The sequence below is a fragment of the Streptomyces sp. NPDC085931 genome (genome assembly GCF_044540565.1).
Lineage (GTDB): Bacteria > Actinomycetota > Actinomycetes > Streptomycetales > Streptomycetaceae > Streptomyces.
Genome location: NZ_JBITSK010000007.1, coordinates 263467 through 287345, shown reverse-complemented (window position 1 = coordinate 287345; position 23879 = coordinate 263467). Strand labels below are relative to the sequence as shown.

Annotated in this window: 18 protein-coding genes and 1 tRNA gene; 12 read left to right on the top strand and 7 right to left on the bottom strand. The window is 70.4% G+C overall.

Features of this window, described 5'->3' with window-relative positions; genetic code table 11:
* Positions 1–328: 328 nt before the first annotated feature.
* The gene (locus ACIGAN_RS17105) at positions 329–1327 is read right to left on the bottom strand and encodes a sigma-70 family RNA polymerase sigma factor (RefSeq protein WP_351365852.1); all 999 of its coding nucleotides are present in this window, start codon (positions 1325–1327) and stop codon (positions 329–331) included.
* 204 nt (positions 1328–1531) lie between these two features.
* On the opposite strand from ACIGAN_RS17105, the gene ACIGAN_RS17100 reads away from it, so the two are divergent.
* Positions 1532–2068, top strand: coding sequence for a GNAT family N-acetyltransferase (locus tag ACIGAN_RS17100; RefSeq protein ID WP_399858304.1), 537 nt, complete (start codon positions 1532–1534; stop codon positions 2066–2068).
* On the opposite strand, the gene ACIGAN_RS17095 is transcribed toward ACIGAN_RS17100, so the two are convergent.
* Entirely contained in the window at positions 2056–2841 is a 786-nt protein-coding gene (locus tag ACIGAN_RS17095; protein WP_399858301.1) for a dioxygenase, read from the bottom strand. The two genes, ACIGAN_RS17100 and ACIGAN_RS17095, sit on opposite strands and share 13 nt — an antisense overlap.
* An 86-nt stretch (positions 2842–2927) precedes the next feature.
* On the opposite strand from ACIGAN_RS17095, the gene ACIGAN_RS17090 reads away from it, so the two are divergent.
* On the top strand, positions 2928–3461 hold the full coding sequence (locus tag ACIGAN_RS17090) for a MarR family winged helix-turn-helix transcriptional regulator (RefSeq protein ID WP_365098271.1): 534 nt from the start codon (positions 2928–2930) through the stop codon (positions 3459–3461).
* A gap of 102 nt (positions 3462–3563) precedes the next feature.
* On the opposite strand, the gene ACIGAN_RS17085 is transcribed toward ACIGAN_RS17090, so the two are convergent.
* Positions 3564–5093 carry an MFS transporter gene (locus tag ACIGAN_RS17085; RefSeq protein WP_365735936.1) on the bottom strand — a complete coding sequence of 510 codons (1530 nt, stop codon included), beginning with the start codon at positions 5091–5093 and terminating at the stop codon, positions 3564–3566.
* 311 nt (positions 5094–5404) lie between these two features.
* Positions 5405–6058, bottom strand: coding sequence for a TetR/AcrR family transcriptional regulator (locus tag ACIGAN_RS17080; RefSeq protein ID WP_365735934.1), 654 nt, complete (start codon positions 6056–6058; stop codon positions 5405–5407).
* A gap of 446 nt (positions 6059–6504) precedes the next feature.
* Here ACIGAN_RS17080 and ACIGAN_RS17075 point away from each other — a divergent pair, with 446 nt between their 5' ends.
* Complete coding sequence (locus ACIGAN_RS17075) at positions 6505–7749, top strand: M6 family metalloprotease domain-containing protein (RefSeq protein WP_399858298.1); 1245 nt, start codon at positions 6505–6507, stop codon at positions 7747–7749.
* A gap of 448 nt (positions 7750–8197) precedes the next feature.
* Positions 8198–9709 carry an IclR family transcriptional regulator domain-containing protein gene (locus ACIGAN_RS17070; RefSeq protein ID WP_399858296.1) on the top strand — a complete coding sequence of 504 codons (1512 nt, stop codon included), beginning with the start codon at positions 8198–8200 and terminating at the stop codon, positions 9707–9709.
* Between the two features lie 228 nt (positions 9710–9937).
* Here the strand turns inward: ACIGAN_RS17070 and ACIGAN_RS17065 are convergent.
* A tRNA-Arg gene (locus ACIGAN_RS17065) sits at positions 9938–10010 on the bottom strand.
* Positions 10011–11158: 1148 nt separating this feature from the next.
* Here ACIGAN_RS17065 and ACIGAN_RS17060 point away from each other — a divergent pair.
* Positions 11159–12634 carry a P-loop ATPase, Sll1717 family gene (locus ACIGAN_RS17060; protein ID WP_399858294.1) on the top strand — a complete coding sequence of 492 codons (1476 nt, stop codon included), beginning with the start codon at positions 11159–11161 and terminating at the stop codon, positions 12632–12634.
* A gap of 385 nt (positions 12635–13019) precedes the next feature.
* On the opposite strand, the gene ACIGAN_RS17055 is transcribed toward ACIGAN_RS17060, so the two are convergent.
* Positions 13020–13682, bottom strand: a complete 663-nt coding sequence (locus tag ACIGAN_RS17055) for a formylglycine-generating enzyme family protein (RefSeq protein WP_399858291.1) — start codon at positions 13680–13682, stop codon at positions 13020–13022.
* Positions 13683–14309: 627 nt separating this feature from the next.
* Between ACIGAN_RS17055 and ACIGAN_RS17050 the strand changes: the two genes are divergently transcribed.
* From ACIGAN_RS17050 to ACIGAN_RS17030, 5 genes are all read left to right on the top strand, one after another.
* Entirely contained in the window at positions 14310–14513 is a 204-nt protein-coding gene (locus ACIGAN_RS17050) for a cold-shock protein (protein ID WP_028799214.1), read from the top strand.
* Positions 14514–14750: 237 nt separating this feature from the next.
* Positions 14751–16301 (top strand): DEAD/DEAH box helicase, encoded by a 1551-nt coding sequence (locus tag ACIGAN_RS17045; RefSeq protein ID WP_399858289.1) that lies wholly within the window; start codon positions 14751–14753, stop codon positions 16299–16301.
* Positions 16302–16553: 252 nt separating this feature from the next.
* On the top strand, positions 16554–16838 hold the full coding sequence (locus tag ACIGAN_RS17040; protein ID WP_399858287.1) for a CBS domain-containing protein: 285 nt from the start codon (positions 16554–16556) through the stop codon (positions 16836–16838).
* A gap of 491 nt (positions 16839–17329) precedes the next feature.
* A complete protein-coding gene (locus ACIGAN_RS17035; RefSeq protein WP_365735919.1) occupies positions 17330–17680 on the top strand; it encodes a MerR family transcriptional regulator in 351 nt (116 codons plus the stop codon).
* 670 nt (positions 17681–18350) lie between these two features.
* Positions 18351–19535: a type III polyketide synthase gene (locus ACIGAN_RS17030; protein WP_399858285.1), complete on the top strand. Its 1185-nt coding sequence runs from the start codon at positions 18351–18353 to the stop codon at positions 19533–19535.
* 327 nt (positions 19536–19862) lie between these two features.
* On the opposite strand, the gene ACIGAN_RS17025 is transcribed toward ACIGAN_RS17030, so the two are convergent.
* The gene (locus ACIGAN_RS17025; protein ID WP_399858282.1) at positions 19863–22016 is read right to left on the bottom strand and encodes an ATP-binding SpoIIE family protein phosphatase; all 2154 of its coding nucleotides are present in this window, start codon (positions 22014–22016) and stop codon (positions 19863–19865) included.
* Positions 22017–22312: 296 nt separating this feature from the next.
* Between ACIGAN_RS17025 and ACIGAN_RS17020 the strand changes: the two genes are divergently transcribed.
* Together ACIGAN_RS17020 and ACIGAN_RS17015 are read left to right on the top strand one after the other, a co-directional pair.
* Positions 22313–23008: a glycoside hydrolase family 11 protein gene (locus tag ACIGAN_RS17020; protein WP_399858279.1), complete on the top strand. Its 696-nt coding sequence runs from the start codon at positions 22313–22315 to the stop codon at positions 23006–23008.
* Positions 23005–23715, top strand: a complete 711-nt coding sequence (locus ACIGAN_RS17015; protein ID WP_365098309.1) for a polysaccharide deacetylase family protein — start codon at positions 23005–23007, stop codon at positions 23713–23715. Before ACIGAN_RS17020 ends, ACIGAN_RS17015 begins: the two co-directional genes overlap by 4 nt.
* The last annotated feature ends 164 nt before the right edge of the window (positions 23716–23879 follow it).

The window sequence follows — 23879 nt, the reverse complement described above, 5'->3', positions numbered from 1 at the left end:
GGGCAGGCCGCACCGCCCCGTGCGCGGGCACGAAAGAGCCGGGCCCCGGCGTCCGGGGGGAAGGACGCCGAAGCCCGGCCTTGGGAGAGTCCCGGCGCCGGGGGGAGTGCGACGGGACTTGGCTCTGCGGGGCCGGGGTGTGACCCCCGGACCCGAACTGGTGGACCCGGAAGTCTTGTTCCCGGCGCCCTGGGACTTGAAGCGGCGTTACAACGCCATGTTTGCGCGGTCTTTCGCCACCCGGCGTACGCGGTGACCACCGGTCGCACACACCCCGTCACGCAGGGGCCACGGGTGGTGCGCCGGGGCGATCGGCGGTGATCGCCGGTCAGGCCGCCGCGTCGAAACCGGTGCTGCGGGCCAGCTTCTTCAGCTCCAGCAGCGCGTGCTTCTCGATCTGCCGGATGCGCTCGCGGGTCAGGCCGTGCTCCTTGCCCACCTCGGTGAGCGTGCGCTCGCGGCCGTCCTCGATGCCGTAGCGCATCTTGATGATGGAGGCCGTGCGCTGGTCGAGGCGGCCGATGAGGTCGTCGAGTTCCTCGCTGCGCAGCAGCGTGAGCACCGACTGCTCGGGCGACACGGCCGAGGTGTCCTCCAGCAGGTCGCCGAACTGCGTCTCGCCCTCGTCGTCCACCGACATGTTCAGCGAGACCGGGTCGCGGGCCCAGTCGAGCACGTCGGTGACGCGCTCCGGCGTGGAGCCCAGCTCCGCGGCGATCTCCGCGGGCTCCGGGTCCCGCCCGTGCTCGCGGTTGAACTCGCGCTGCACACGGCGGATCCGGCCGAGCTCCTCCACCAGGTGGACGGGCAGGCGGATCGTGCGGGACTGGTCGGCTATGGACCGGGTGATGGCCTGGCGGATCCACCACGTGGCGTACGTGGAGAACTTGAAGCCCTTGCGGTAGTCGAACTTCTCGACCGCGCGGACCAGGCCGGCGTTGCCCTCCTGGATCAGGTCCAGCAGCGGCAGGCCGCTGCGGGGGTAGCGACGGGCGACGGCGACGACCAGGCGGAGGTTGGAGCGGATGAACACGTCCTTGGCGCGCTCCGCGGCGTCGACCAGCGCTTCGAGCTCCTCGCGGGTCGCGTCCGTCTTCGTCTCCTCGTACCCGTCGAGGACCTGCCTGGCGAACACACCCGCCTCGATGACCTGCGACAGCTCGACTTCCTTGGCCGCGTCGAGCAGCGGTGTGCGCGCGATCTCGTCGAGATACATGCCGACCAGGTCGCGGTCGGCGATCTCGCCGCCATGGGCGCGAACACTGCTTGCCGCTTCAGCCGTCTCGCCGGTGGCGGACTGACGACGGGCGACGGCACGGGTTGCCATGCGTGCTCCCTTGCGATGTGAGGTCAGCGGGTGGTCCTTCGGACGCCTGACTCCGTCTTCCGGACTCTCTCCGGACTCTCCTCGGGTGCCCTGCATCCGATGGAAACAACGACTGGAATCAGGACAGAATTCCCAACCGGTCCTCCAAATTTTCTGATCATGCAGTACCCTGTCGGGCCGCCATCCGGCCCGGAGGGAGACGCGATGCCGTCGGAGCATGCAGAGGTGCAGGTCAGACCGGGAGTCGAAGCGGACCTCTCGGCTCTCACAGCCCTCTACAACCACTACGTGCGGAAGACGGCGATCACGTTCGACACCGCGATCTTCACTCCGGAGGAGCGGCGCCCCTGGCTGCTCTCCCACCCTGAAGACGGGCCGTACCGCCTGAGGGTTGCCACGGACCGGGACTCCGGCGGGCTCCTGGGTTATGTCACGTCCAGCCCGTTCCGCCCGAAGCCGGCCTACGCCACCTCCGTGGAGACGACCGTCTACGTCGCCCCGGACGCCGGCCGCCGGGGCATCGGCACGCTGCTGTACGAGGCGCTCTTCGAGGCCCTGTCCGGCGAGGACCTGCACCGGGCCTACGCGGGCATCGCCCAGCCCAACGAGGCGTCGACCCGGCTGCACGAACGCCTCGGCTTCCGGCACGTCGGCACCTACCGGGAGGTGGGCCGCAAGTTCGGGCGGTACTGGGACGTGGCCTGGTACGAGAAGCCGCTGGGGGACGGTCAGCCGAACTGAACCGACCGCTTGGCCAGCCCCATCCAGAATCCGTCGATCACCGACCGCTGCGCGTCCAGCTCCCCCGCGGCGTCGGCCGCGCCCATGGTGACGAAGAGCGGGGCGAAGTGCTCGGTGCGCGGATGGGCCAGCCGCCCGGCGGGCGACTTGCGGGTGAAGTCGAGCAGGGCGTCCACGTCCCGCGCCTCCAGCGCCCGCCGCCCCCAGTCGTCGAACTCGGCCGACCAGGCGGGGATGCCGCCCTGCCGGAGCGCGGCCAGGTTGTGGGTGAAGAAGCCGGAGCCGACGATCAGCACGCCCTCGTCCCGCAGCGGGGCGAGCCTGCGGCCGATCTCCAGCAGCCGGACCGGGTCGAGCGTCGGCATGGAGACCTGCAGGACCGGGATGTCGGCCTCCGGGTACATCTCGACCAGCGGGACGTACGCGCCGTGGTCGAGGCCCCGGTCGGGGACGTCCTGGACGGGCGTGCCGGGGGCGCGCAGCAGCTTCCGCACGGACGCGGCCAGCTCCGGCGCGCCGGGGGCGGCGTAGGTCACCTCGTAGTAGTGCTGCGGGAAGCCCCAGAAGTCGTAGACGAGCGGGACGGTCTCGGTGGCGCCGAGGGCGAGCGGGGCCTCCTCCCAGTGCGCGGAGACCACCAGGATCGCCTTGGGCCGGGGCAGGGCCGCGGCCCAGGCGGCCAGCTCACCGGGCCAGACGGGGTCGTCGGCCAGGGGCGGGGCGCCGTGGCTGAGGTACAGAGCGGGCATGCGCTCCTGAGTGGCGGCGGACATGCTGTGGCTCCTTCCGACCGGGGTACTTGAAAACTGTACGACACACTTGTTTAAAGTTCAAGGAGAGTCCGCGTAAAGTGGAACGCATGAAGGCACCCGCATCCGCACCGGCAACCGGCTCCGCCGCCGCGCCCCAGGAACCGCGCTGGCTCACCGACGAGGAACAGCGCGTGTGGCGCTCGTTCATGGAGGGCGTCACCCTCCTCGACGACCATCTCGACCGTCAGCTCCAGCGCGACGCGGGCATGCCGCACGTCTACTACGGCCTCCTGGTCAAGCTGGCCGAGGCGCCGGGGCGGCGGCTGCGGATGACCGAGCTGGCGATGCTGGCGAAGATCACCCGCTCCCGCCTCTCGCACGCGATCGCGCGCCTGGAGAAGAACGGCTGGGTGCGCCGCGAGGACTGCCCCGACGACAAGCGGGGCCAGTTCGCCGTCCTGACCGACGAGGGCTACGAGGTGCTGCGGCGGACCGCGCCGGGCCATGTGGAGGCCGTGCGGCAGGCGGTCTTCGACCGGCTCAGCCCCGAACAGCAGAAGTCCCTCGGCGAGATCATGCGGATCATCGCCGAGGGACTCCAGCCGGCCGAAGCCGGTGCGGACCTGCCCTGGCTCCGCTGAGCCGGAGCAGGTCCTGGATTCCGCGGGTACGGGGCGTCCCCTTCCCCGTGCCCACGGATGGCCCGAAGTGCCCGTGCAGGGCTCAGGGGGTGGACCCTGCCGTCAGTGGGCGACGACCGGGATCGGCACCTCGTCCAGCGCGTCCTCGTCCGAGCCGGTCACCGCGGTCATGTTCGGGCGTCCGGCGTTGACGAAGGTGAAGGCGATCGTGGCGGCCACCACGAGGATGCCGACGGCGAACCAGATGGCGCTGGTGTAGCCCCGCACCATGCCCTCCAGCTGGACCAGCTGCTGCTGGGACCGGCTGGTCGCCCCCACGATGTGGTCGGCGATGTAGGAGGTCGTCGCCGAGGCGGCGATGGTGTTCAGCAGAGCCGTGCCGATCGCGCCGCCCACCTGCTGCGAGGTGTTGACCATCGCGGAGGCGACACCGGAGTCCCGGGGCTCGACGCCCTGCGTGGCCAGGGACATGGCCGGCATGAACGCCGTACCCATGCCGAGGCCGAGCAGCACCATCGCCGGCAGCAGCAGGGCCGCGTACGAGGAGCCGATCTCCAGCTGGGTCAGCAGCAGCATGCCGAGCGCGGCGACCAGGAAACCGGGGCCCATCAGCAGGCGCGGGGCGACCCGGGTCATCAGACGGGTGCCGATCTGGGTGGAGCCCGTGATCATGCCCGCGATCATCGGCAGGAAGGCGAAGCCGGTCTTGACCGGCGAGTAGCCCTTCACGATCTGCAGGTAGTAGGTCAGGAAGAGGAACAGGCCGAACATCGCGATGATCGCGAGACCGAGGGAGAGGTAGATGCCCCCGCGGTTGCGCTCGGTGACCACGCGCAGCGGCAGCAGCGGGGCCTTGACCCGGGACTCGACGACCACGAAGGCCAGCAGCAGCACGACCGAGGCGACGAACATGCCCACGGTCACGGCGTCGCTCCAGCCCTCCGACTCGGCGCGGGTGAAGCCGTAGACCAGGGCGACCAGGCCGAGGGTGGACAGGATCACGCCGGGGACGTCGAGCGGGGAGCGGTTGCGGCCGCCCGCCGGCTCACGGATGACGAAGTAGGCACCGGCCGCGGCGACGACGGCGAACGGGATGTTCACGAAGAACGTCCAGCGCCAGTCCAGGTACTCGGTGAGGAAGCCGCCCAGGATCAGACCCACGGCACCGCCACCACCGGCGATCGCGCCGTAGATGCCGAAGGCCTTGGCGCGCTCCTTGGCGTCGGTGAACATCACGGCCAGCAGGGAGAGCGCGGCGGGCGCGAGCAGGGCGCCGAAGACGCCCTGGAGGGCGCGGGCGCCGAACATCATGGCCTCGTTGGTGGCCGCGCCGCCGAGCGCGGACGCCGCGGCGAAGCCGCCCAGGCCGACGACGAAGGCCTTCTTCCGGCCCCACAGGTCGGCTATCCGGCCGCCGAACAGCAGCAGACCGCCGAAGGCGAGGGCGTAGGCCGTGACGACCCACTGCCGGTTGCCGTCGGAGATGCCGAGGTCCTCCTGGGCGGAGGGCAGGGCGATGTTCACGATGGTCGCGTCGAGCACGACCATCAGCTGGGCGAGGGCGATGAAGACGAGCGCTTTCCAGCGATTGGCGTCCGGGACGCTCGGTGCCTTGACGGCTGTTTCAGACATGGGGGTACCCACTTCGGGACTTCGTGACGGAAAAAAGCGACGAAAGGTACGGGCTCGTCGACGGTGACGGCCGCGGGGACTGTCGTCCGTGTCCGGGCGACTGGTTGTCGCCCGTGTTCCAGACGGCTGGGACGAGCCGAACTAATCGGTCAGGACTGGACTGTCGGTAAGGACGGGACTGCGGGTAAGGATCGGACTGCGGGTAAGAACGGGACGGCCGGTCGGGACCGGACTGTCGTCGAGGTCGGGACGGCCGGTCGGAACCGGACTGTCCTCCAGGTCGGGACGGCCGGCCGGGACCGGTCCGTCGGTCAGGACGGGCAGGGCTTGCGAAGGTCCTCCAGGGTCACGGCCGTGCCCGGGAGGGCGGAGCGGGCCGGAGCCCGCAGCCCGTCCAGGAACAGCTGGAGATGGCGGTGGACGAAGCGGTCGGCACGGAAGCAGTCCGTACCGGCCGGGGGCCGGCTGAGCTGGGCCACGGCGATCATCACGTCTCCGACGTCCACGTCGGAGCGGAGCTGACCGGCCGTCCTGGCCCGGTCCATGACCTCCGCGACCAGCCGCTCGACCCGTTCGCGCGCCGCCTCCAGGTCGGGGTGGTGCTGGTCGAACGTGCTGGACACCATCGGGCACAGCGCGCTGATCCGCTCGTCGGCGGTGGCGTGCACGAAACGCTCCAGCGCCTCGAACGCGTCCCCGGACTCGGCGAGCGCGAGCTCCGCCGCGGCGGCCGTACGGTCCATGACGGAGCACACGACCTCGCGGACCAGCGCGTCCCGGTCCGGGAAGTTGCGGTACACCGTGGCATTGCCGACGCCGGCCCGGCGGGCGATCTCGTCGAGCGGCACCTCGGGGCCGTGCTCGACGAACATCTCCCGGGCGGCGGTGACGATCCGCTCCCGGTTGCGCAGGGCGTCGGCGCGGGGCCGGGACGCCTTGCGCTGTACGGGGGTTGCGGTCTGCACGGCGTACTCCTGATCGGTGGGTCTTGCTTCGATCCGCGATCCGGGGAAGGGCTCCCCGTTTCGCGCGGACACATGGCTAAACGGGGAGTGGGTCCCCGGTATTTCCCGCCAGCCCGCAGATTATCTGTGACCTGAGTCACATCCGGTCGCCCGTCCGGAGGCTACTCGCCGGAAACCCACGATCGGGCTCCCCCGACGGGCGTCCCCGCACCGCGCGAAGCAGGGTGATCGCAAGGGTGCAGCCGGAGACCGGAGGCTGCCGTGGCGCGGGAGGTCCTGTGCAGGTGCCTGACATGCAGCCACCCCCACACAGGCCCGGGCCGAGCGCGTCCGCCCCTCCGGGACACGCGTCCGCCCCTCCGGGACACGCGTCCGCCCCTCCGGGACACGCGTCCGCCCCTCCGGGACACCGGATACCCCGGCGGCGGCTGGCCGCCCTGTCCTGCGTGTCCGCCCTGACCTTCGCGGTCAGCACCTCGGCCGGTACGGCCCACCTGGCCCCGGGCCCCACAGCGGCCGGAGCGGGCCCGATACCCCTGTCCCGCACCTCCGCCCACGCCCCCTGCCTGATCAGCGGCGCCCGCGAGGTCCAGATGTCCGAGGGCATCCCGACCTCCGAGGGCTACGCCCGCTCCACCGGCACCGTCCGCGCCCTCACCCTGATGATCGACTTCTCGGACGCTCCCGGCGAGGGCAGCGCCCAGGACCGCTTCCGCGAGTTCTTCCCGCAGACCCGCGCATGGTTCCGCACCAGCTCCTACGGCCGCCTGGACTACCGTCCCGAGACCCCGATCCCGGACTGGCTGCGGATGCCGAAGTCGTTCCGCGAGTACGGCATAGAGCGCGGGGCCCCCTTCGAGCCCGGCTACCGGTCGCTGGTCCAGGACCTCGTCGCCGCGGCCGACCCGAAGGTGGACTTCGGCGCCTACGACCTGCTGAACGTCCTGGTCACCCCGAACGCCGGCCCCTCCGCCCTGGACACGGTCCTGTCCGTCACCTTCGCCGGCAACCCCGACGCCCCGAGAGCCGACGGCACCGCCGTGGCCAACGCCTCGTTCGTCTACTCCCGCCAGGACGACGGCTCCGGCTCGTACCACCGCACCGGCTACCGCGTCCTGCCCCACGAGAACGGCCATGTCTTCGGCCTGCCCGACCTGTACACGGCCGAGGGCGGGGGCGCGGTCGGGCACTGGGACATCATGAGCGAGGACTGGGGCGCCAACAACGACTTCCTCGGCTGGCACAAGTGGAAGCTCGGCTGGCTGGACGCGAGCCAGGTGCACTGCGCGACGTCCTCCGGTCCCGCCGAGTACACCCTGACCCCGCTGGCCCGCACGGGCGGCTCCAAACTGGTCGTCGTGCCGTTGGACTCCCGGACCGGCTACGCCCTGGAGCTGCGGACGCGCGGCGGCAACGACGAGTCGGTGTGCCGTCCGGGCGTGCTCGTCTACAAGGTCGACGCGGAGGTCGACACGGGCATGGGCCCGGTCACCGTCCACGACTCCCGCCCCGACAGCGGCGGCTGCACCCGCGCCCCCAACGTCCACGCGGAACTGTCCGACGCGCCCTACGTCCCCGGGGAGACCTTCCGGGACGCGCGCCGGGGCGTCACGATCGAGGTGACGAGCACGGACGGCGAGGGCAACCACCGGGTGCGGGTGACCCGGGACGAGCAGACGCGCCGGAGCTGACGGGCCGGCCGACGCCACTGACGGGGCTCGACGGAGCCGAGGAGTCCGCACGACGGGGAGCGAGCCCCTCGGGACGCCGGGCGCCCGGTTCCGCATTACGGTGGGCCTGCCCCGACCGCGTACCGGAGAGCCGATGCCACCGCAGCCCACCCCCCAGCCCCGCGAGGGGTCCGCCCCACCGGCCGACGAGAGGGGCACACGGGCGGGGGCTACGGAGACGCGGGCAGGCGCCACGGGCACACGTGCAGGCGCCACGAGCACAGGGCGATCCAGACCTGCGGACACCGCACGGGCCTCGCGCACGTCGCGGGTCGGTGCCACCGCCCCGGCCGAGATCGACACCCGGCGCTCCACCTCCACGGACACCACACGGGGATCGCGCACCGAGCGGGCCGGCGCTGCCGCCGTCCCGGCGGAGGCGGTCACTCCCCTCATCCGCGGCATCGCGGTGCTGCGCGAACTGACCGACGCCGACGGCACGCTGAGCCTGAGCGCCCTGGAACGGGCCACGGGCCTCGCCCGCTCCACGGTCGACCGCATCACGGCCACGCTCGCCCGCATGGGTTACGTCCGCGTCGACGGCCGGGACGTCTTCCTGGCCCCCCGCCTGATGGAGCTGGGCAACGCCTACCTGGCCGCCCTGCGCCTGCCCGCCTCGCTCTCCCCGCACGCGGACGCCCTGGCCGACGCGCTGGACGAGTCGGTCTCCCTGGCGGTCGCCGACCGCGACGGCATCCGCTTCATCCACCAGGCGACCCGCCGCCGCGCGATGTCGCTCAGCTTCCGCATCGGCGACCTGCTCCCCGCCGAACGCACGGCCCCGGGCCCGCTGTTCGCGACCGAGTGGACGCCCGCCGACTGGCAGCGCTGGCGCGAGCGCAGGGCGGCGGACCCGAGGGACCTGTCCTTCACGGCCGTACCGCCCCGCACGTCCGGGGCGGACCCGGCGTACGACGAGGCCTTCGTCCGCCGCACGCGGGAGGCGTCGGCGGACGGCTGGGCCCTGGACGACCAGCTGATCGAACCGGGCCTGGTGGCGATCTCGGTCCCGGTCCGCGGGGAGGGCGGGACGGTGGTGTGCGTGGCGAGCGTGGTCAGCCACACGAGCCGCCACACGGCCCACGGCCTGCGCACCGACCTGCTGCCGCGGCTGCGCTCGGCGGTGGCGGAGATGGAAGAGGAACTCCAGCGCACCCCACCCCCGGAACCCGGCCGGCGACCCGCCGACCTGGCCCTGTGGACCGGCGCCACCAAACTGCAGCTCGGCCGCGACTTCATCGAGTCCCTGGCACGGGGCCTGACCGTCCTCACGGCCTTCGGGGAGGGCCGGCCGCGCCTCACCCTCACGGAGGTGGCCCGGGCGACGGGCCTGGCCAGGGCGACGGCGCGCCGGGCCCTGATCACCTACACGCACCTGGGCCTGGTGACCACGGCGGACCGCGCCTTCGCCCTCACCCCCCGCGTCCTCTCCCTCGGCTTCCCGCCCCTGTCCCGCACCACCCTCCCGGAGATCGCCCAGCCCCACCTGGTGGACCTGACGTCCCGTATCCACGAGTCGACGGCACTGGCGGTGCTGTCGGACTCGGGCGAGGAGATCCAGTACACGGCGAGGGTGGCGACGGGCCGGGTGATGAGCGTGAACGTCACGGTGGGCACGAGACTCCCGGCCCACGCGACGGCCTCCGGCCGGGTCCTCCTGGCCGAAGCCGGCACCCCGGTCCACACCCAGGGCTACGCCTTGGTGGACGAGGAACTGGAAGAGGGCCTCCGCTCCCTGGCGGTCCCGGTCCGCGACCGCGAGGGCAGGGTGGTGGCGGCCCTGAGCACGGCGATGCACGCGAGCCGCCACTCCCCGCACGAGTGCGTCACGGACCTCCTCCCCGAACTGACCACCACAGCCACCCGCATCGAGTCCGACCTCCACACGGCAGCCCGCTACACCCGAGTTGCCCCGACCTGACCCCACACATCAATTAGCTCTCCGCGTTGATCTAGCAGCACATGACCAGCGGCCGGGACCGGGCCATCACCGGCCGGCTCGGAGGCCATGATCCGCGACAGTGGGGAGGGGTCTCCGGCTAGGAGATGGGCATCCTCGTGGCATCAGTGGCACGCGTGTGGCACGACCCCGGACACGACGAAGAGCCAGCCTGAGAGGAGACCTCTCCTGGGCTGGCCCTTCTGGCTGTGCCCCCGGCAGGATTCGAACCTGCGACACCCGCTTTAGGAGAGCGGTGCTCTATCCCCTGAGCTACGAAGGCAGTGTTGTGGTCCGGGTAGGGCCACAGGCGTCAGCGTACCGGATGTGGGTCGGGCGGGTGTGGGGGTCGGGGGTGGAGCGGGCTGCGGTGTGGAGGGGGGTGGCCCGGGAGCCGCTGTGGCCCCATCCTCGTCATCAGCTCCCGCGCGCTGAACCCGGCCTTCGGGGTGTCCGCCGCCACCAGGCCAGCATGTTGCCCGTGACCCGAGAGCCGCCCCCTCCCCTACCGACGCCGATCCGCGGCCTACCCCTTGAACGAGGTCTGTTCCATCCCCCTGGGATCACACGACGCCACGAGCCCACGCCCTGGCACTGCGCTGGTTACGCGAGCGCACACAGCACGTCACCGACCAGCTCGACGTCGCATACGCACAACCGGGCCTGCCCTGGCTGACGAACGAGCCCTCGCCTACCTGGCCAACGGCACGGGGTACCAATTCCCTCTCTACGAGGAGAGCACTCGCCACACCCGGCGGGAGCGACCCCATGAACGGGCCCACCCACGACTTAGGGCGAATGCTGAACCGAGCAAGTCACCGGCACAGGAGGGTCGGCGCGCCTGGCATCGACGCATACTCAGCACCTCAGGCAAACCGCTGGTTAGCCATTGCTCTGCGCACCATCTCAACGGCGCTCGACTCCGACGCGTCGGACGAACCATGGACGTGGCTGTACGAAGAGCACGCCGAAACCCGCAGAGCCCTGATGCGCTGCGAGCCCTGAACAGTAACCATCACCTGTGCTCACCTGGACGGTCCGGCCAGTGCTCTGCTTGTCCCTCGCACACCGGCAAGACGCCGAACTTTTAACATGCGCACACAGCTCCAAGCCCCATCGCGGCGCGTTGAGATACAACTCTCTCTACTGCTTCAAGGCGGCTCGCTCCGCTCCCCGGCGCGGCCCGCTCCCGGTCGGGCCTGCGCTCCTGTCTCCGCCCCGCTCCAGGCCGGCTGGCGCCCACGCCACGCACACAGCAATCCGTCGTTCGCCACGAGGGAAGAGGTACGTCACGCCAGGGCGGCCAGTTCCATGGCTTCTCCCCCCAGACAGAAGGCCGTCGAGGCTCAAGCAAACGCGCCGAAGATGATGCGCCAGGCTCGCACGAGTGGAAGACTGCCTCCAGCGTCACAACCTTGGGGGGAAGCAGATATGAGTGTTGACATCACCCGTCTGTACTTCGGCAAAGCGGCGGCTGAATCTGAGGCCCCCGCGAACCCAGAGCGCTTCTTGAGGACATATCTCGACAGATGGAACCTCTCCGAGGAAATCGAGGAGCACGAGAAGTTCCTCATCCTCGGACCAAAGGGATCAGGAAAAAGCGCTGCAGCATATTACATTAAATATGATTGGGAACGCCGATTCGGCAAGGAGTCGGTCTTCTTTCAACTCGTCGACTTCGACGAACTGAACCGCACACAGAGTCCACTCCCTTCAATCGACAAGAAATTGGTTTCGGATGAAGTCTCAACCCTGACCGATGCCGCCTGGAAGCTATTCATCGGAATTCGACTCCTGGATTCTTTGATCAGCGACAATTCATGTTCACTGAGCCGCGATCCTCAGGTCGTCAAGTTTATTGCCGATCTGCGTGCTGCAGGTCTAGCATCCGATGATTACCCCCAGGTTCTCAGAAGAGTCCGGGAAAGAAAAGGCGGAGTCAAGATCCCAGTTGCCTATCTCGACGCAACATCGAGAGAAACTGATCTTGTCAGTCCGGGGCAACTCGGCGACGCAGTAATCAACTTAATCTCGCGGGCTACAACGCCGAATAAACACCTCCTAGCTGTCGATGGCCTAGATAAGGCCGTGGGCGAAAATGATGCCTACTGGCGCACCTTGGCAGCATTGATCCGCGTAGGGGAAAAGATTTCACGAAAGTTGCTGACCGCAGGGAATCGCAACGTATACCTGATGGTAATGTGCAGAAGCGATGTATTTAGGCGTGTAGATTTCGCCGATGCCCCCAAAATTGCGGCCGACAGTGGAATCAATATGGAGTGGGGTGCCGAACTCCAAGACTTTCGCAACGTCCTGCTATGGGAATACCTTGCACGAAAGGCAGACATTGAAACGGAACAGCTGTTTGACCTCTTGCCTGCATTCGTAGAAGTCGCGAATGGCCAGAGGCGGATCTCAACCGCTCGATACATTCTCGACTTCACCCGATACACCCCGCGCGACATGACCGAACTCTTCAAGAGTATCAAATCGAGAGCCCACACATATCGACCTCTAACCGGCGAACAAGTGCGCGCCGGGGCCGATAACTTCGCCCAGAACCATCTTCTGCACGAAATAAAGTCGGAATCGTTTGGCCTCCTCCCTCCTGATGCCACTAAGAGGCTGGAGCAGGTCTTGGCTGCTCTACCGTCGAGAGTTTTCGACAAGGCGTCTCTCGAACAAGCGATGGAAGAGGCGAAGATTTCCGACATCATCCCTCTAGGAGATTTCGGAGAATACCTTTTCCTGCAGGGAGCCATAGGCAATTACCGGGCAAATAGTGGATATGTGCAGTTCTATCACAGAAGGAATACTGCGGCCTTCGATCGCCGTGGTCCCTGGATCCTTCATACAGGGCTCACCTACGCGTTGAACATTCCGTTCGCTGAGCGACCGCCCAGATGAGGGCTTATGCACCGCCGTTGCGGGGTCTGCCGTCGTGGCTTGCTCCGGTCGACAGCAGAAGCCATGACCGCGGCTAAGGCCGGTGGGGGTGCAGCGAGGCCTACGCGCACCTGGTCCGTCGACGCACCCGCCGTCATTTGGTTGGTTGAGGCTCGTGCCACAACCATGCCAGATGCACGGGTCAACCACGGTCGACACCGGTGTCCCATGGGTGCATACCGCCCGCTTCCTGGCTTGGTGAGCCACGGCTCAGGAGGGAGAGATCACCCATCCTTCTCTCCTAAAGCGGTGCTCGCAGGTTTGAAGCGTGCCGGGCGCACCCTTCAAGGAGGGGAACACCTCCCTTATTTGGGAAGTGGCCCCCCTTGGCATCCTGAACTTGCCCCTAACTAGTTGGCACAAGTGCGACCGGGCGGACCGCTGTGAAGTCCTGGGACTCGTCGCGGGTGGCGGAGAGCAGCAGCAGCCATTCGTCGCAGCCCTGCCACGGAGAGAGGTCGCCGCCGCCTCCACGGACCACCCGCGGTCCGTCGCCGGCGCGGGGGCGTGCATCCACCGGCGCGTCCTTGTAGTGCGGGATCCACACATCGGCGCAGATCTCGTTCGCCGACCCCATCGCCGCCAGCCCGAAGGCGTTCTCAGCCGCGGCAGTGCGTTCCTCATCGGCAAAGTCGTCCAGCACCTGGTCCTCTTCCGGCCTCCCGTCCCCACGGAAGGTCAGAGTGGTCGTACCTGCCCGGGCCGCGTACTCCCACTCCGCTTCGCTGGGCAGCCGGAAGGGCAACGCCGCGAGCAGGTCGTCCAAGTCGTCCTCGAAGCGGGCCGTGCACGAATGCGATTCGGCGAAACTGTCCTCGTACTCGGGCAGCCAGTGCCGTGCTTGCGCCACCGTCAGAGGATGGCGGGCGATCAGGAACGGCTCGACCCGCACTTCTCGTACCGGTCGGGCCCGAACAGCACCGGCGAAGAACGCTGCGAGGTCGTCATCGGCGCCGTCGGACCGTTCAATGGCACGAACCGCGTCCAGTTCCGCGTCGGACAGACCCATCAGGAACGTGCCACCGGGCACAGCCCGGAATACCACTCCGGAAGGGGCGTGCCGCCACGCCGGTCGACCGGCCACTGTCTCGTGAGCCCACATGGTGCCGGACGCTAGCAGCCGGGGATTCCGGGCGAGGGAGGAGGAGGGCGGTGAGAGCCGACGGTACCCGCGAGAGTCCGTGTCAGCCATCGGCGCAGGCCAACATGTCCATGCAGGCTTGAACGACCGCAGCTCCCCATGCCGGGAGCTCCGACAGAGTGTGACTCTCCTCTCGGCTGCCCGGTTTTCGGGGGTTCGCCCGTGTGGGGCGGGCTGGGGGCTTCGGTGGGGGTGGGATCGCCGTCGGGGGAGGTCAGGGCGTTGCGAGGGGCGGGGCGGGTAGGAAAGGGCACTTGCCCGGAGGGTGATACCTGTGGTCGTCGCTACAGGTATTGGGGTCGGGCTCGGTGACTATTCCTCGTTGCGTGAATCGGGGGCAATTCGATGATCGCGCCGGGGCGATCGTGCCGTGCTAGTGTCTTTCCCAGTTGCAGGTGTGGTTGCCGAAGGTTCATTTCCTACGGGGTAATCATCACGGCGACACGGAATGCGCACAGGGCGTTTTCCTGACACCGTCTCCGAAGGAGAAATGAAATGGCTACTGGCACCGTGAAGTGGTTCAACGCGGAAAAGGGCTTCGGCTTCATCGAGCAGGACGGCGGCGGCGCCGACGTCTTCGCCCACTACTCCAACATCGCCACCCAGGGCTTCCGCGAGCTGCTGGAAGGCCAGAAGGTGTCCTTCGACATCGCGCAGGGCCAGAAGGGCCCGACGGCCGAGAACATCGTTCCTGCCTGATCCGGCGGCGTTCGACGCATACTTCGCAGCTGGGGCCCGCACCTGATGGGGTGCGGGCCCCGGCTCGCTGCTTTTCTCAGCGGGGCAGCCTTTGGGGCCTCGACGGTGACGCATTCCCGTCGGGTTCGGTCCAGGCTCGTCCCCTCATCACATCCGGCTCGTCTCGAGATTCTCTGCGCCGCTCCTCCGCTGCGGGAATTCCTTGCCACGTGCCCAACAAGGAAGGCCTCATCCCGCATGAAGCGCGCCCGTACCTCACAGGATTTCGGCACGTCCCGCACCTCTGGTGCCTCTCGCACCTCTCGTACTCATGACCGCTCCGGTGGTTCGCGTCGTTCCCAGGGTTATCAGGGTCGACGAAGTTACGGAGACCGTCCCGGCGGGCGGGGTCCGCAGGGCGAGTTCGCTCTGCCGAACACCGTCACCCCCGCACTGCCCGCCGTCGAGTCCTTCGGTGAACTCGGCATGCCCGACGGGCTGTTGGCCACGCTCGGACATGAAGGCGTGACCGTGCCGTTCCCGATCCAGGGGGCGACCCTGCCCAACTCGCTGGCCGGCCGTGACGTGCTCGGCCGGGGCCGCACCGGCTCGGGCAAGACCCTCGCCTTCGGCCTCGCCCTGCTGGCCCGTACCGCGGGACGGCGTGCCGAACCGCGGCAGCCGCTCGCGCTCGTCCTCGTCCCCACCCGCGAACTGGCCCAGCAGGTCACCGACGCGCTGACGCCGTACGCACGGTCCGTGCGGCTGCGGCTGGCCACCGTCGTCGGCGGGATGTCCCTCGGCCGGCAGGCCGGTGCCCTGCGCGCCGGCGCCGAGGTGGTCGTCGCGACGCCCGGGCGGCTGAAGGACCTCATCGACCGGGGCGACTGCCGGCTGGACGAGGTCGCCATCACCGTTCTCGACGAGGCCGACCAGATGGCCGACATGGGCTTCATGCCGCAGGTGACCGCCCTGCTGGACCAGGTGCGTGCGGACGGTCAGCGGATGCTCTTCTCGGCCACCCTGGACCGGAACGTCGACCTGCTGGTCCGCCGTTATCTGTCGGACCCGGTGGTGCACTCGGTGGACCCCTCGGCCGGTGCGGTCACCACGATGGAGCACCACGTCCTGCATGTGCACGGCGCGGACAAGCACCGCACGACCACCGAGATCGCGGCTCGGGACGGCCGAGTGATCATGTTCCTGGACACCAAGCACGCGGTGGACCGGCTGACCGAGCACCTGCTGAGCAGCGGGGTCCGTGCCGCGGCCCTGCACGGTGGCAAGTCGCAGCCGCAGCGCACGCGGACCCTGGCCCAGTTCAAGAGCGGGCATGTGACCGTGCTGGTGGCGACCAATGTCGCGGCGCGCGGGATCCACGTCGACAACCTCGACCTGGTCGTCAACGTGGACCCGCCCACCGACCACAAGGACTACCTGCACCGCGGCGGCCGTACGGCCCGGGCCGGTGAGTCCGGCAGCGTCGTCACACTGGTGACCCCCGATCAGCGGCGCGGCATGACCCGGCTGATGGTCTCGGCGGGCATCACTCCCCAGGTCGCCCAAGTGCGTTCGGGTGAGGCGGAGTTGAGCCGCATCACCGGTGCCCAGGCGCCTTCCGGTGTCCCGGTCGTCATCACCAGGCCGCGCGCGGAACGGCCTGCCGGGGCGTCCTCACCGTCTCGTAGCCGTCGGGGGCGCCGCGGCCCCGCCGGTCAGGGTGGGGCCGCCGGCCAGAGCAGGCGCGCCGCCGCCGAGGGGGCGCGTCGCGGATCGCAGCGGCGATCGGGCTTCGGCTCGGCCGCGTGACCGGATCGCAGCGGCGGCCGGGCTTCGGCTCGGCGGCATGACCGATCGCAGCGCGGCCGGGCTTCGGCCTGGCCGCGTGACCGGATCGCAGCGCGGCCGGGCTTCGGTCTCGCCGCGGGACCGGATCGCCGCAACGGCCGGGCTTCGGCCTGGCCGCACGGACCGGTCGCAGATGACCTGCGGCCGCGAGCCGGTCAGGTGCCCGCAGCACCGCCGTGACCATGAGCCGACCCCTTCCGGTAGGAGGCACCTGTGACGCCGACCGAGACCGCGCACCACGCGCTGGACTTCTCCCCCACGACCGTGATCGACGACGACCGGGCCGCGTTCGGACCTCGTGTCCGTGACGACATGACGGTCGAGGTGGCCCTGTCCCTCATGGCCGGCGCCCGCGTCGATCACCTCGTCCTCTGCGACGGGGACGACCAGGGCACGGGCCTGATCACCCTGGCGGGGCTCGCCCGTTTCAGCGGCAGCCCGGCCTACACGGACCGGCTCCGGCTGCGGGACGTGCTCGCCGGACCTGTCGTCCACTAGCACCGCCCGCCTCCCGTACCTCCGCAGCCGGTCCCGGCGGAGGACGTACGGGCTCCACGACCCGACGAGGGCCCTGCCGACGCGCGTCGGCAGGGCCCTCGTCGTCATGTCCGCCTGCAGAAAATCTACTCTTGTCGCTGTAGACATTGCCCCTCTGCCCGGCTAGCCTTTATCTCGTTGACACGGTCAAGTGAGACCCGCCAGACACGAACTGGCGGGTGGTTCCCCCGTAGGTCGGAGGAAGGGAGCAAGACGCCATCAGGATCGCCCGGCCGGGCTCAGTCCTCGGTCCGGGTACCGCAAGACCCCGGAATGGACGGTGGTTCCCGGTCAGGCAGTCGCGATCCCCGCACCCCTCCCTCAGCCGGACCGGGTAGCGGATACAGAAGGTCGGCGCAGCATGAGGGCCGACAGATGGTGTTTCATTTCCTTCGGGGCCCTGGTGCCGTACGGCACCAGGGCCCCTCGACGCGTTGCGACAACGAGGTGACATGGCAGCAGATACTCCGCTCAGCGATCGTCTGGACGACGACGACTACCCCGCCTACACGATGGGCCGCGCCGCCGAGATGCTCGGCACCACGCCGGCCTTCCTCAGGGCCATCGGGGAGGCTCGCCTGATCACTCCGCTGCGCTCCGAAGGCGGGCACCGCCGGTACTCGCGCTACCAGCTGCGGATCGCCGCGCGCGCTCGCGAACTCGTGGACCGGGGCACCCCCATCGAGGCCGCCTGCCGCATCATCATCCTCGAGGACCAGCTCGAGGAGGCCCAGCGGATCAACGCGGAGTACCGCCGCGCCGCCCGCCAGACGCCCGAGGGGTCGGACCCCGGTCAGGGCTGATCAGCCGGGCGGGATCCAGGAGCGCTGCCCTCCCGGCCGCCCTCACGGCCGCCCTCGCGTGCGGCCCCAGCCACTCCCCCGGCCGATGAGGTCTTACCCCGGCCGATGAGGCCTTGCCACGGCCGATGAGGTCTGCCCCGGGCGATGAGGTCTGTTCCGGGCGATGAGGCCTTGCCCCGGGCGACCGGAGCCCGGCACGCCGGTGAGCCCCGTACATCGCAGCGCACCGCGCACTGCGCACCGCGCGACGCGGCCCGGCATCTCCAGGCCCGCGGCCCGGCACCTCTCCCGGGCATCGCGGAACATCTTCTTCCAGCCCGCGCGCCTTTCTGACTCCCCTTCGGGGACACGGCATCGATCCTGGCGCCCGTGCCGTCGGTGTGTGCGGCCTCACGCACCGAAGTGCCGCCCAAGTTGCCCAGCTCACTGCGTAAATGTCCCTTTGGCGTCCATGCTCGGTTCGTACGACACCGGGCCGGAAGTGGACTACGGCGACGCCGACTTGGTACGCGCCAGGGTGAAGTGACCCGTGCCACAGCCTCGGTGAGGCTGTCCCCCCTCCAGCACACCGCTCCCCTCCGGGTCCTGCCCGGCTCACCCCTGCTCTGCTCCCGCTCTGCTCCTGCTCAGCTCACCTCAGCTCCCTTCAGACTTCAGAAAGGTGCCGACCATGGCCGCTTACCTGTGCCCCCCTGCCGTGATCCACGGCGAGCACACCGTGAAGACCAGCCAGATCGTGGAGGAGGTACGGGCCCGGCACCCCCATGCCGCCTGGGCGCCCCGGATCGACGGCATCGCGGCGAGCACGGGCATCGAGTCCCGCGGATGGATGCTCCCGCTGGAGACCGCCGTCGCGCCCGGGGACGGCGGTGGCCTGTGGCCGGCCGGCGCCGGGGCCGCCCGGGAGGCGCTGGCCCGTGACGGGTTCGGCGAGCAGGACGTGGAGCGGGTGATCGCCGCCCTGGAGTCGATACCCGCCCCGCAGACCGTCCAGGAGCGCACCGCTCCGGCCTGGGCGGCCGTGCAGTCGTACGGGGAGCGCGCGGCGCGCGGGGCCCTGCAGATCGCCGGGCTGGACGCCGCGGACGTCGACTGCCTGATCACGAGCAACTCCACCACGCCCACCCTGCCGGGGCTGGACGTCGCCCTGGCCAACAGGCTGCCGCTGCGCAGCGACGTGCTGCTGCTGCCGGCCACGCAGTGGGCGTGCATCGCCGGGACCCGTTCGCTGGCGCTGGCGGCGGACCTCGTGGCCGCCGACCCCGACCGGGTGGTGCTGGTCGTGATCGCGGAGGCGCTGAGCACGACCTACCAGCCGGCGGACGACACCCTGGAGTCGCTGATCGTCCGGCTGCTGTTCGCGGACACCGCCGTCGCCGCGGTCGTCACGGGGCGCCAGCGGCCCGAGTCCGTGCTGCGGCTGGACGCCGCCTGGCACCACACCCTGCCCGGCACGCAGGAGCTGCACCGGCTGGAGACGCGGGCGGACGGCACGCACTTCGTGATGGACCGGCGGGGGCCGCGTGCCGTGCAGCAGACGGTCACCGCGATGTGGGAGTGGCTGCGCGCCCGCTACGAGGACGATCCCGGCTCCTGGCACCCCGACGTCCTGCTCGCGCACCCCGGCGGTACGCGGGTGCTGGAGTACATGGAGCAGACGATGCCCGGCGGGTGGCCGTCGGGGCTGCTGGACCACAGCCGGGACAGCTACACCAGCGGCAACCGCGGGGGTGCGGCCGTCTTCGACATCATGCGCAGGGCTCATGACGCCGGTCAGGAACCGGGCAGCCGAGCCGTCCTGTACGCCGCGGCCCCCGGCTTGACGGCCACCGCGCTGGAGGGCGAGTGGCTGTAACCGCCGGCCCCGGCAAGCGGTCCCGGCCCCCGGCACCGGACGACAAGTGGCCGCAACCGCCGGTCTCGGCAAGCGGTCCCGCTCCTCGGCGCTGAAAGGCGCAGGCCGCAACCGCCGACTCCGGCAAGCCGTCCCCGCCCTCGGCACCGGACGACAAGTGGCCGCAACCGCCGGTCTCGGCAAGCGGTCCCGCTCCTCGGCGCTGAAAGGCGCAGGCCGCAACCGCCGACTCCGGCAAGCCGTCCCCGCCCTCGGCACCGGACGACAAGTGGCCGCAACCGCCGGCCCCGGCCAGCGGGCGCAGTCGTCGGCGGGCCGTCCCGGTCGTCATCGCGTGAGCGACGCCCAGACGACCTTCCCGGTGTCCGTCCACCGCACGCCCCAGCGGGTGGTGAGGCGGTGGACGACGTGCAGGCCGCGGCCCGCGTCGTCGAACGGTTCGGTGCGGCCCAGCCGCGGCCGGCCGTTGCCGGTGTCGCCCACCTCGCACAGCAGCCCGTCCCCGGTCCTGATCAGCCGTACCGTGATGGGGCCGCCGGCGAAGCGGACCGCGTTGGCGACCAGCTCGTCGACCACCAGCACCACCCGGTCCCGGGTCTCGGGCCGGGTGCGCCACCGCGCCAGCAGCGTGGAGACCAGGGCGCGGGCCCGGGCGGCGGCGTCCTCGCGGGCGGGCAGCCGCCAGGTCGCGGTGTCGCCCTTGCGGTAGCCGAGCATGCGGGCGAGCAGCAGGGTCACGTCGTCGCGCCGGCGCTCGGGCGCCAGCGTGGAGACCACGTGCCGGGCGGCCTGGGGCAGGGGGTCCCAGGGGTCCACCGCGGACACGGCGTCCGCCAGCCTGGCGATGCCCTCGTCGATCGACAGGGCGGGATCCTCCACCAGGCCGTCGGTGTAGAGGGCGAGGAGGGAGCCCGGGGGTGCGGCGAAGGAGTGCACGTCGAACGGTTCCCGCAGGGCGAACTCGGCGCCCAGCCCGGGGTGGGGCCGGATCGCCAGGGGGACGGCGGGCCCGTCCGGGGGTGCCAGGATCGGGGGGAGGTGGCCGGCGCTGGACAGTGCCACGTGCCGGCCGACCGGGTCGTAGACGGCGACGCAGCAGGTGGAGCCGAGCGCGCTGTAACCGGCCGCCAGGCCCGAGTCGGCGTCGTCCAGCAGGGACACGGTCTCGTCCAGGTGCTCCAGCACCTCGTCGGGGGCCAGCCCGGCGGAGAGCAGGGCCCGGGCCTCCATGCTCAGCTGCCCCATGGTCGCCGCGGCTCCCAGACCGTGTCCGACGACGTCGCCGACGACGAGGGCGGTACGGCCGTCCGGCAGCGGGAAGCTGTTCACCCAGTCGCCGCCGACGCCCGCGCTGTCGGGGGTGGCGGGCTGGTAGACGCTGGCGGTCTCGATGGTGTCGCCGCCGGTGCGGGGCAGCAGCCGGCGCTGCAGGGCCAGTACCTGCGTGTGTTCGCGCTGGTGCTGGCGGGCGAGGTCGACGTGGTGGGAGGTCCTGGCCACCAGTTCCTGCAGGTCGAGCAACTCGCCGTCGTGGAAGGGCCGGTCCGCCCGGCGCCATACCTCCGCCACGCCCAGGACGACGGGCGGTGTGCTGTCCAGGACCAGGGGGACGAACGCCACGGCGGCCGCCTGGTCGCCGGGGACCAGGGCGCGTACCAGGCGCGGGCCGCCCAGGACCCGCTCGATGGCGTCCCGGTCGGGCAGGACGATCGCCTGGGCCGCGTCGTCCCGCCGTATCGCGTGGGACAGCAGGCGGCTGGCGTCGCCGGGGAGGTCTTCGCCCGGGGTGACGTAGCCGTCGGGCCACGCCCGGTCGGGGACCAGGGCCGCCCGCCGCAGCCGGATGCGTCCCTGCGGCTGCCTGGCGACGGCCTCGCCGGTCCACACGGCGAAGTCGAGGTCGACGGCGGCGACGTCTCCCCAGGCCAGCAGGGACTCCGCCAGGGACTGCGCGGTCTCGCCGATGTCCAGGGAGGTGCCGATCGCGGTCTCGGCGGCGTACAGGTGGAGCCGCTTGGCCATGGCGATCAGGGAGACGGTCAGGCCCTCCTGGGGCGCCGCGGCGGCCAGGATGCTCATGGAGACCACCAGCTCCGACCCGTCGGCGCGCCGCAGGCGCTGGACCCGGGCGACGTGCGGCTCACCGGTCTCCAGGACCTGCCGCAGGCGCCGGGTGACCGTGGGTACGTCCCCGGGGGGCAGCAGGTCGACGAACGGGCTCCCGGGCGCGGCCTCCACCCCGGCGAAGACGGGGGCGCCCAGGTTGGAGCGGGTGATCCTGAGCTCGCGGTCCAGGCTGACCGCGCCGAGGATCTGTTCCTGGCGGGCCGGGGCGGGGTCGGCGGACACGAGGGAGCGGGCGGGCGGGTCGCCCTGCGGGGCGGCAGAACCGGCGGACGTTGCCGCTCCGCCGCGCGGGATGTACTTCCCCAGGGCGCTGCTGATCATGTCGAACGGCGACGAGGACGAGGATCCCGACATTCCTGACCGCACACCTCATTCAATAACAGGTAAGGAGACTTCGCCCACATCAGCGATCAGGGCCGAGGGTCCGCCGGACGGTTGGCTTGATTCGGAAGGGACTCGAAACATTCGACGAGCGGAGGCAATCATTCCGGGGTATCCGCGTCGACTGCAACCGCTCGCGCGGCCACCGTCCCTGCTCAACACCCCATCGAGCAGGGAAAACGGCAGGCCTCGAAGCCCATGGCGCGACGAATATTTCGAAACTCGTACCGAAACTGTTGACAGTTGTCAGGGCCCGGCCAACACTCCCGATGACCGACGAAGCGAAGGAGGAAGCACCCCCCATGAACACGCTGTCGAATCGCTTACGGCTGCTCATCAGCAGCGTCTGCGCCATGCTGCTGGTGACCGCGGCCGCCAGTACCGCGCACGCGGACACGGTGGTCACGACCAACCAGACCGGCACCAACAACGGCTACTACTACTCGTTCTGGACCGACGCCCCGGGCACGGTCTCCATGACCCTGTCGTCCGGGGGCAGTTACAGCACCTCGTGGCGGAACACCGGGAACTTCGTGGCCGGCAAGGGCTGGAGCACCGGCGCCCGCCGCACCGTGACGTACTCGGGCTCGTTCAACCCGTCCGGCAACGCCTACCTGACGCTCTACGGCTGGACGGCCAACCCGCTCGTCGAGTACTACATCGTCGACAACTGGGGCACGTACCGGCCCACGGGCCAGTACAAGGGCACCGTCACCAGCGACGGCGGCACGTACGACATCTACAAGACGACGCGGTACAACGCCCCGTCCGTCGAGGGCACCCGCACCTTCGACCAGTACTGGAGCGTGCGCCAGTCGAAGCGCACGGGCGGCACCATCACCGCCGGCAACCACTTCGACGCCTGGGCCCGCGCCGGCATGCCCCTCGGCAACTTCAAGTACTACATGATCATGGCGACCGAGGGTTACCAGAGCAGCGGCAGCTCCAACATCACCGTCCGATGACCGGGCGGACGGACTCGCGCTCCGCACCGCGCGCCCTGGTCACGAGGCCGGCCGTCCTCGCGGCGGCCCTGGCGGTCACCGCCGCCGCCCTCACCACCACCGCCACCGCCGCTCCCCCGCGGCCGGCCGCCTGCAACGGCTATGTCGGACTCACCTTCGACGACGGCCCGTCCGGGAGCACGACGCGGCTGCTGGACGCGCTCCGGCAGAACGGGCTGCGGGCCACGATGTTCAACCAGGGCCAGTACGCCGCCGCCAACCCGTCCCTGGTCAGGGCCCAGGTGGCGGCCGGGATGTGGGTGGGCAACCACAGCTACACCCACCCGCACCTGACGCAGCTGAGCCCGGCGCAGATCGACTCCGAGATCTCCCGGACCCAGCAGGCGATCGCCGGCGCGGGAGGCGGCACGCCGAAGCTCTTCCGCCCGCCGTACGGCGAGACCAACGCGACCGTGAAGTCGGCCGCGGCCCGCCACGGCCTGACCGAGATCATTTGGCACGTCGACTCGCAGGACTGGAACGGCGCGAGCACGGACGCGATCGTCCAGTCGGCGGCCCGGCTCACCAACGGCCAGGTCATCCTCATGCACGACTGGTCCGCCAACACCCTGGCCGCGATCCCCCGCATCGCCCGGGACCTGGCGTCCCGGAACCTGTGCGCGGGCATGATCTCCCCCCAGACGGGCCGGGCCGTGGCCCCCGGCTGAACCGGCCGGCCACGCGGCACCACCCCCACGGCGCGGGCGCCCCCCCCCCCCCCCCCCCCCCCCCCCCCCGGGGGGGGGGGCGGCCCCCCCCCCCCCCCCCCCGCCGGGGGGGGGCGGGGCCCCCCCCCCAAAACCCCCGCGGGGGGGGGGGGGGTGGGGTGTGG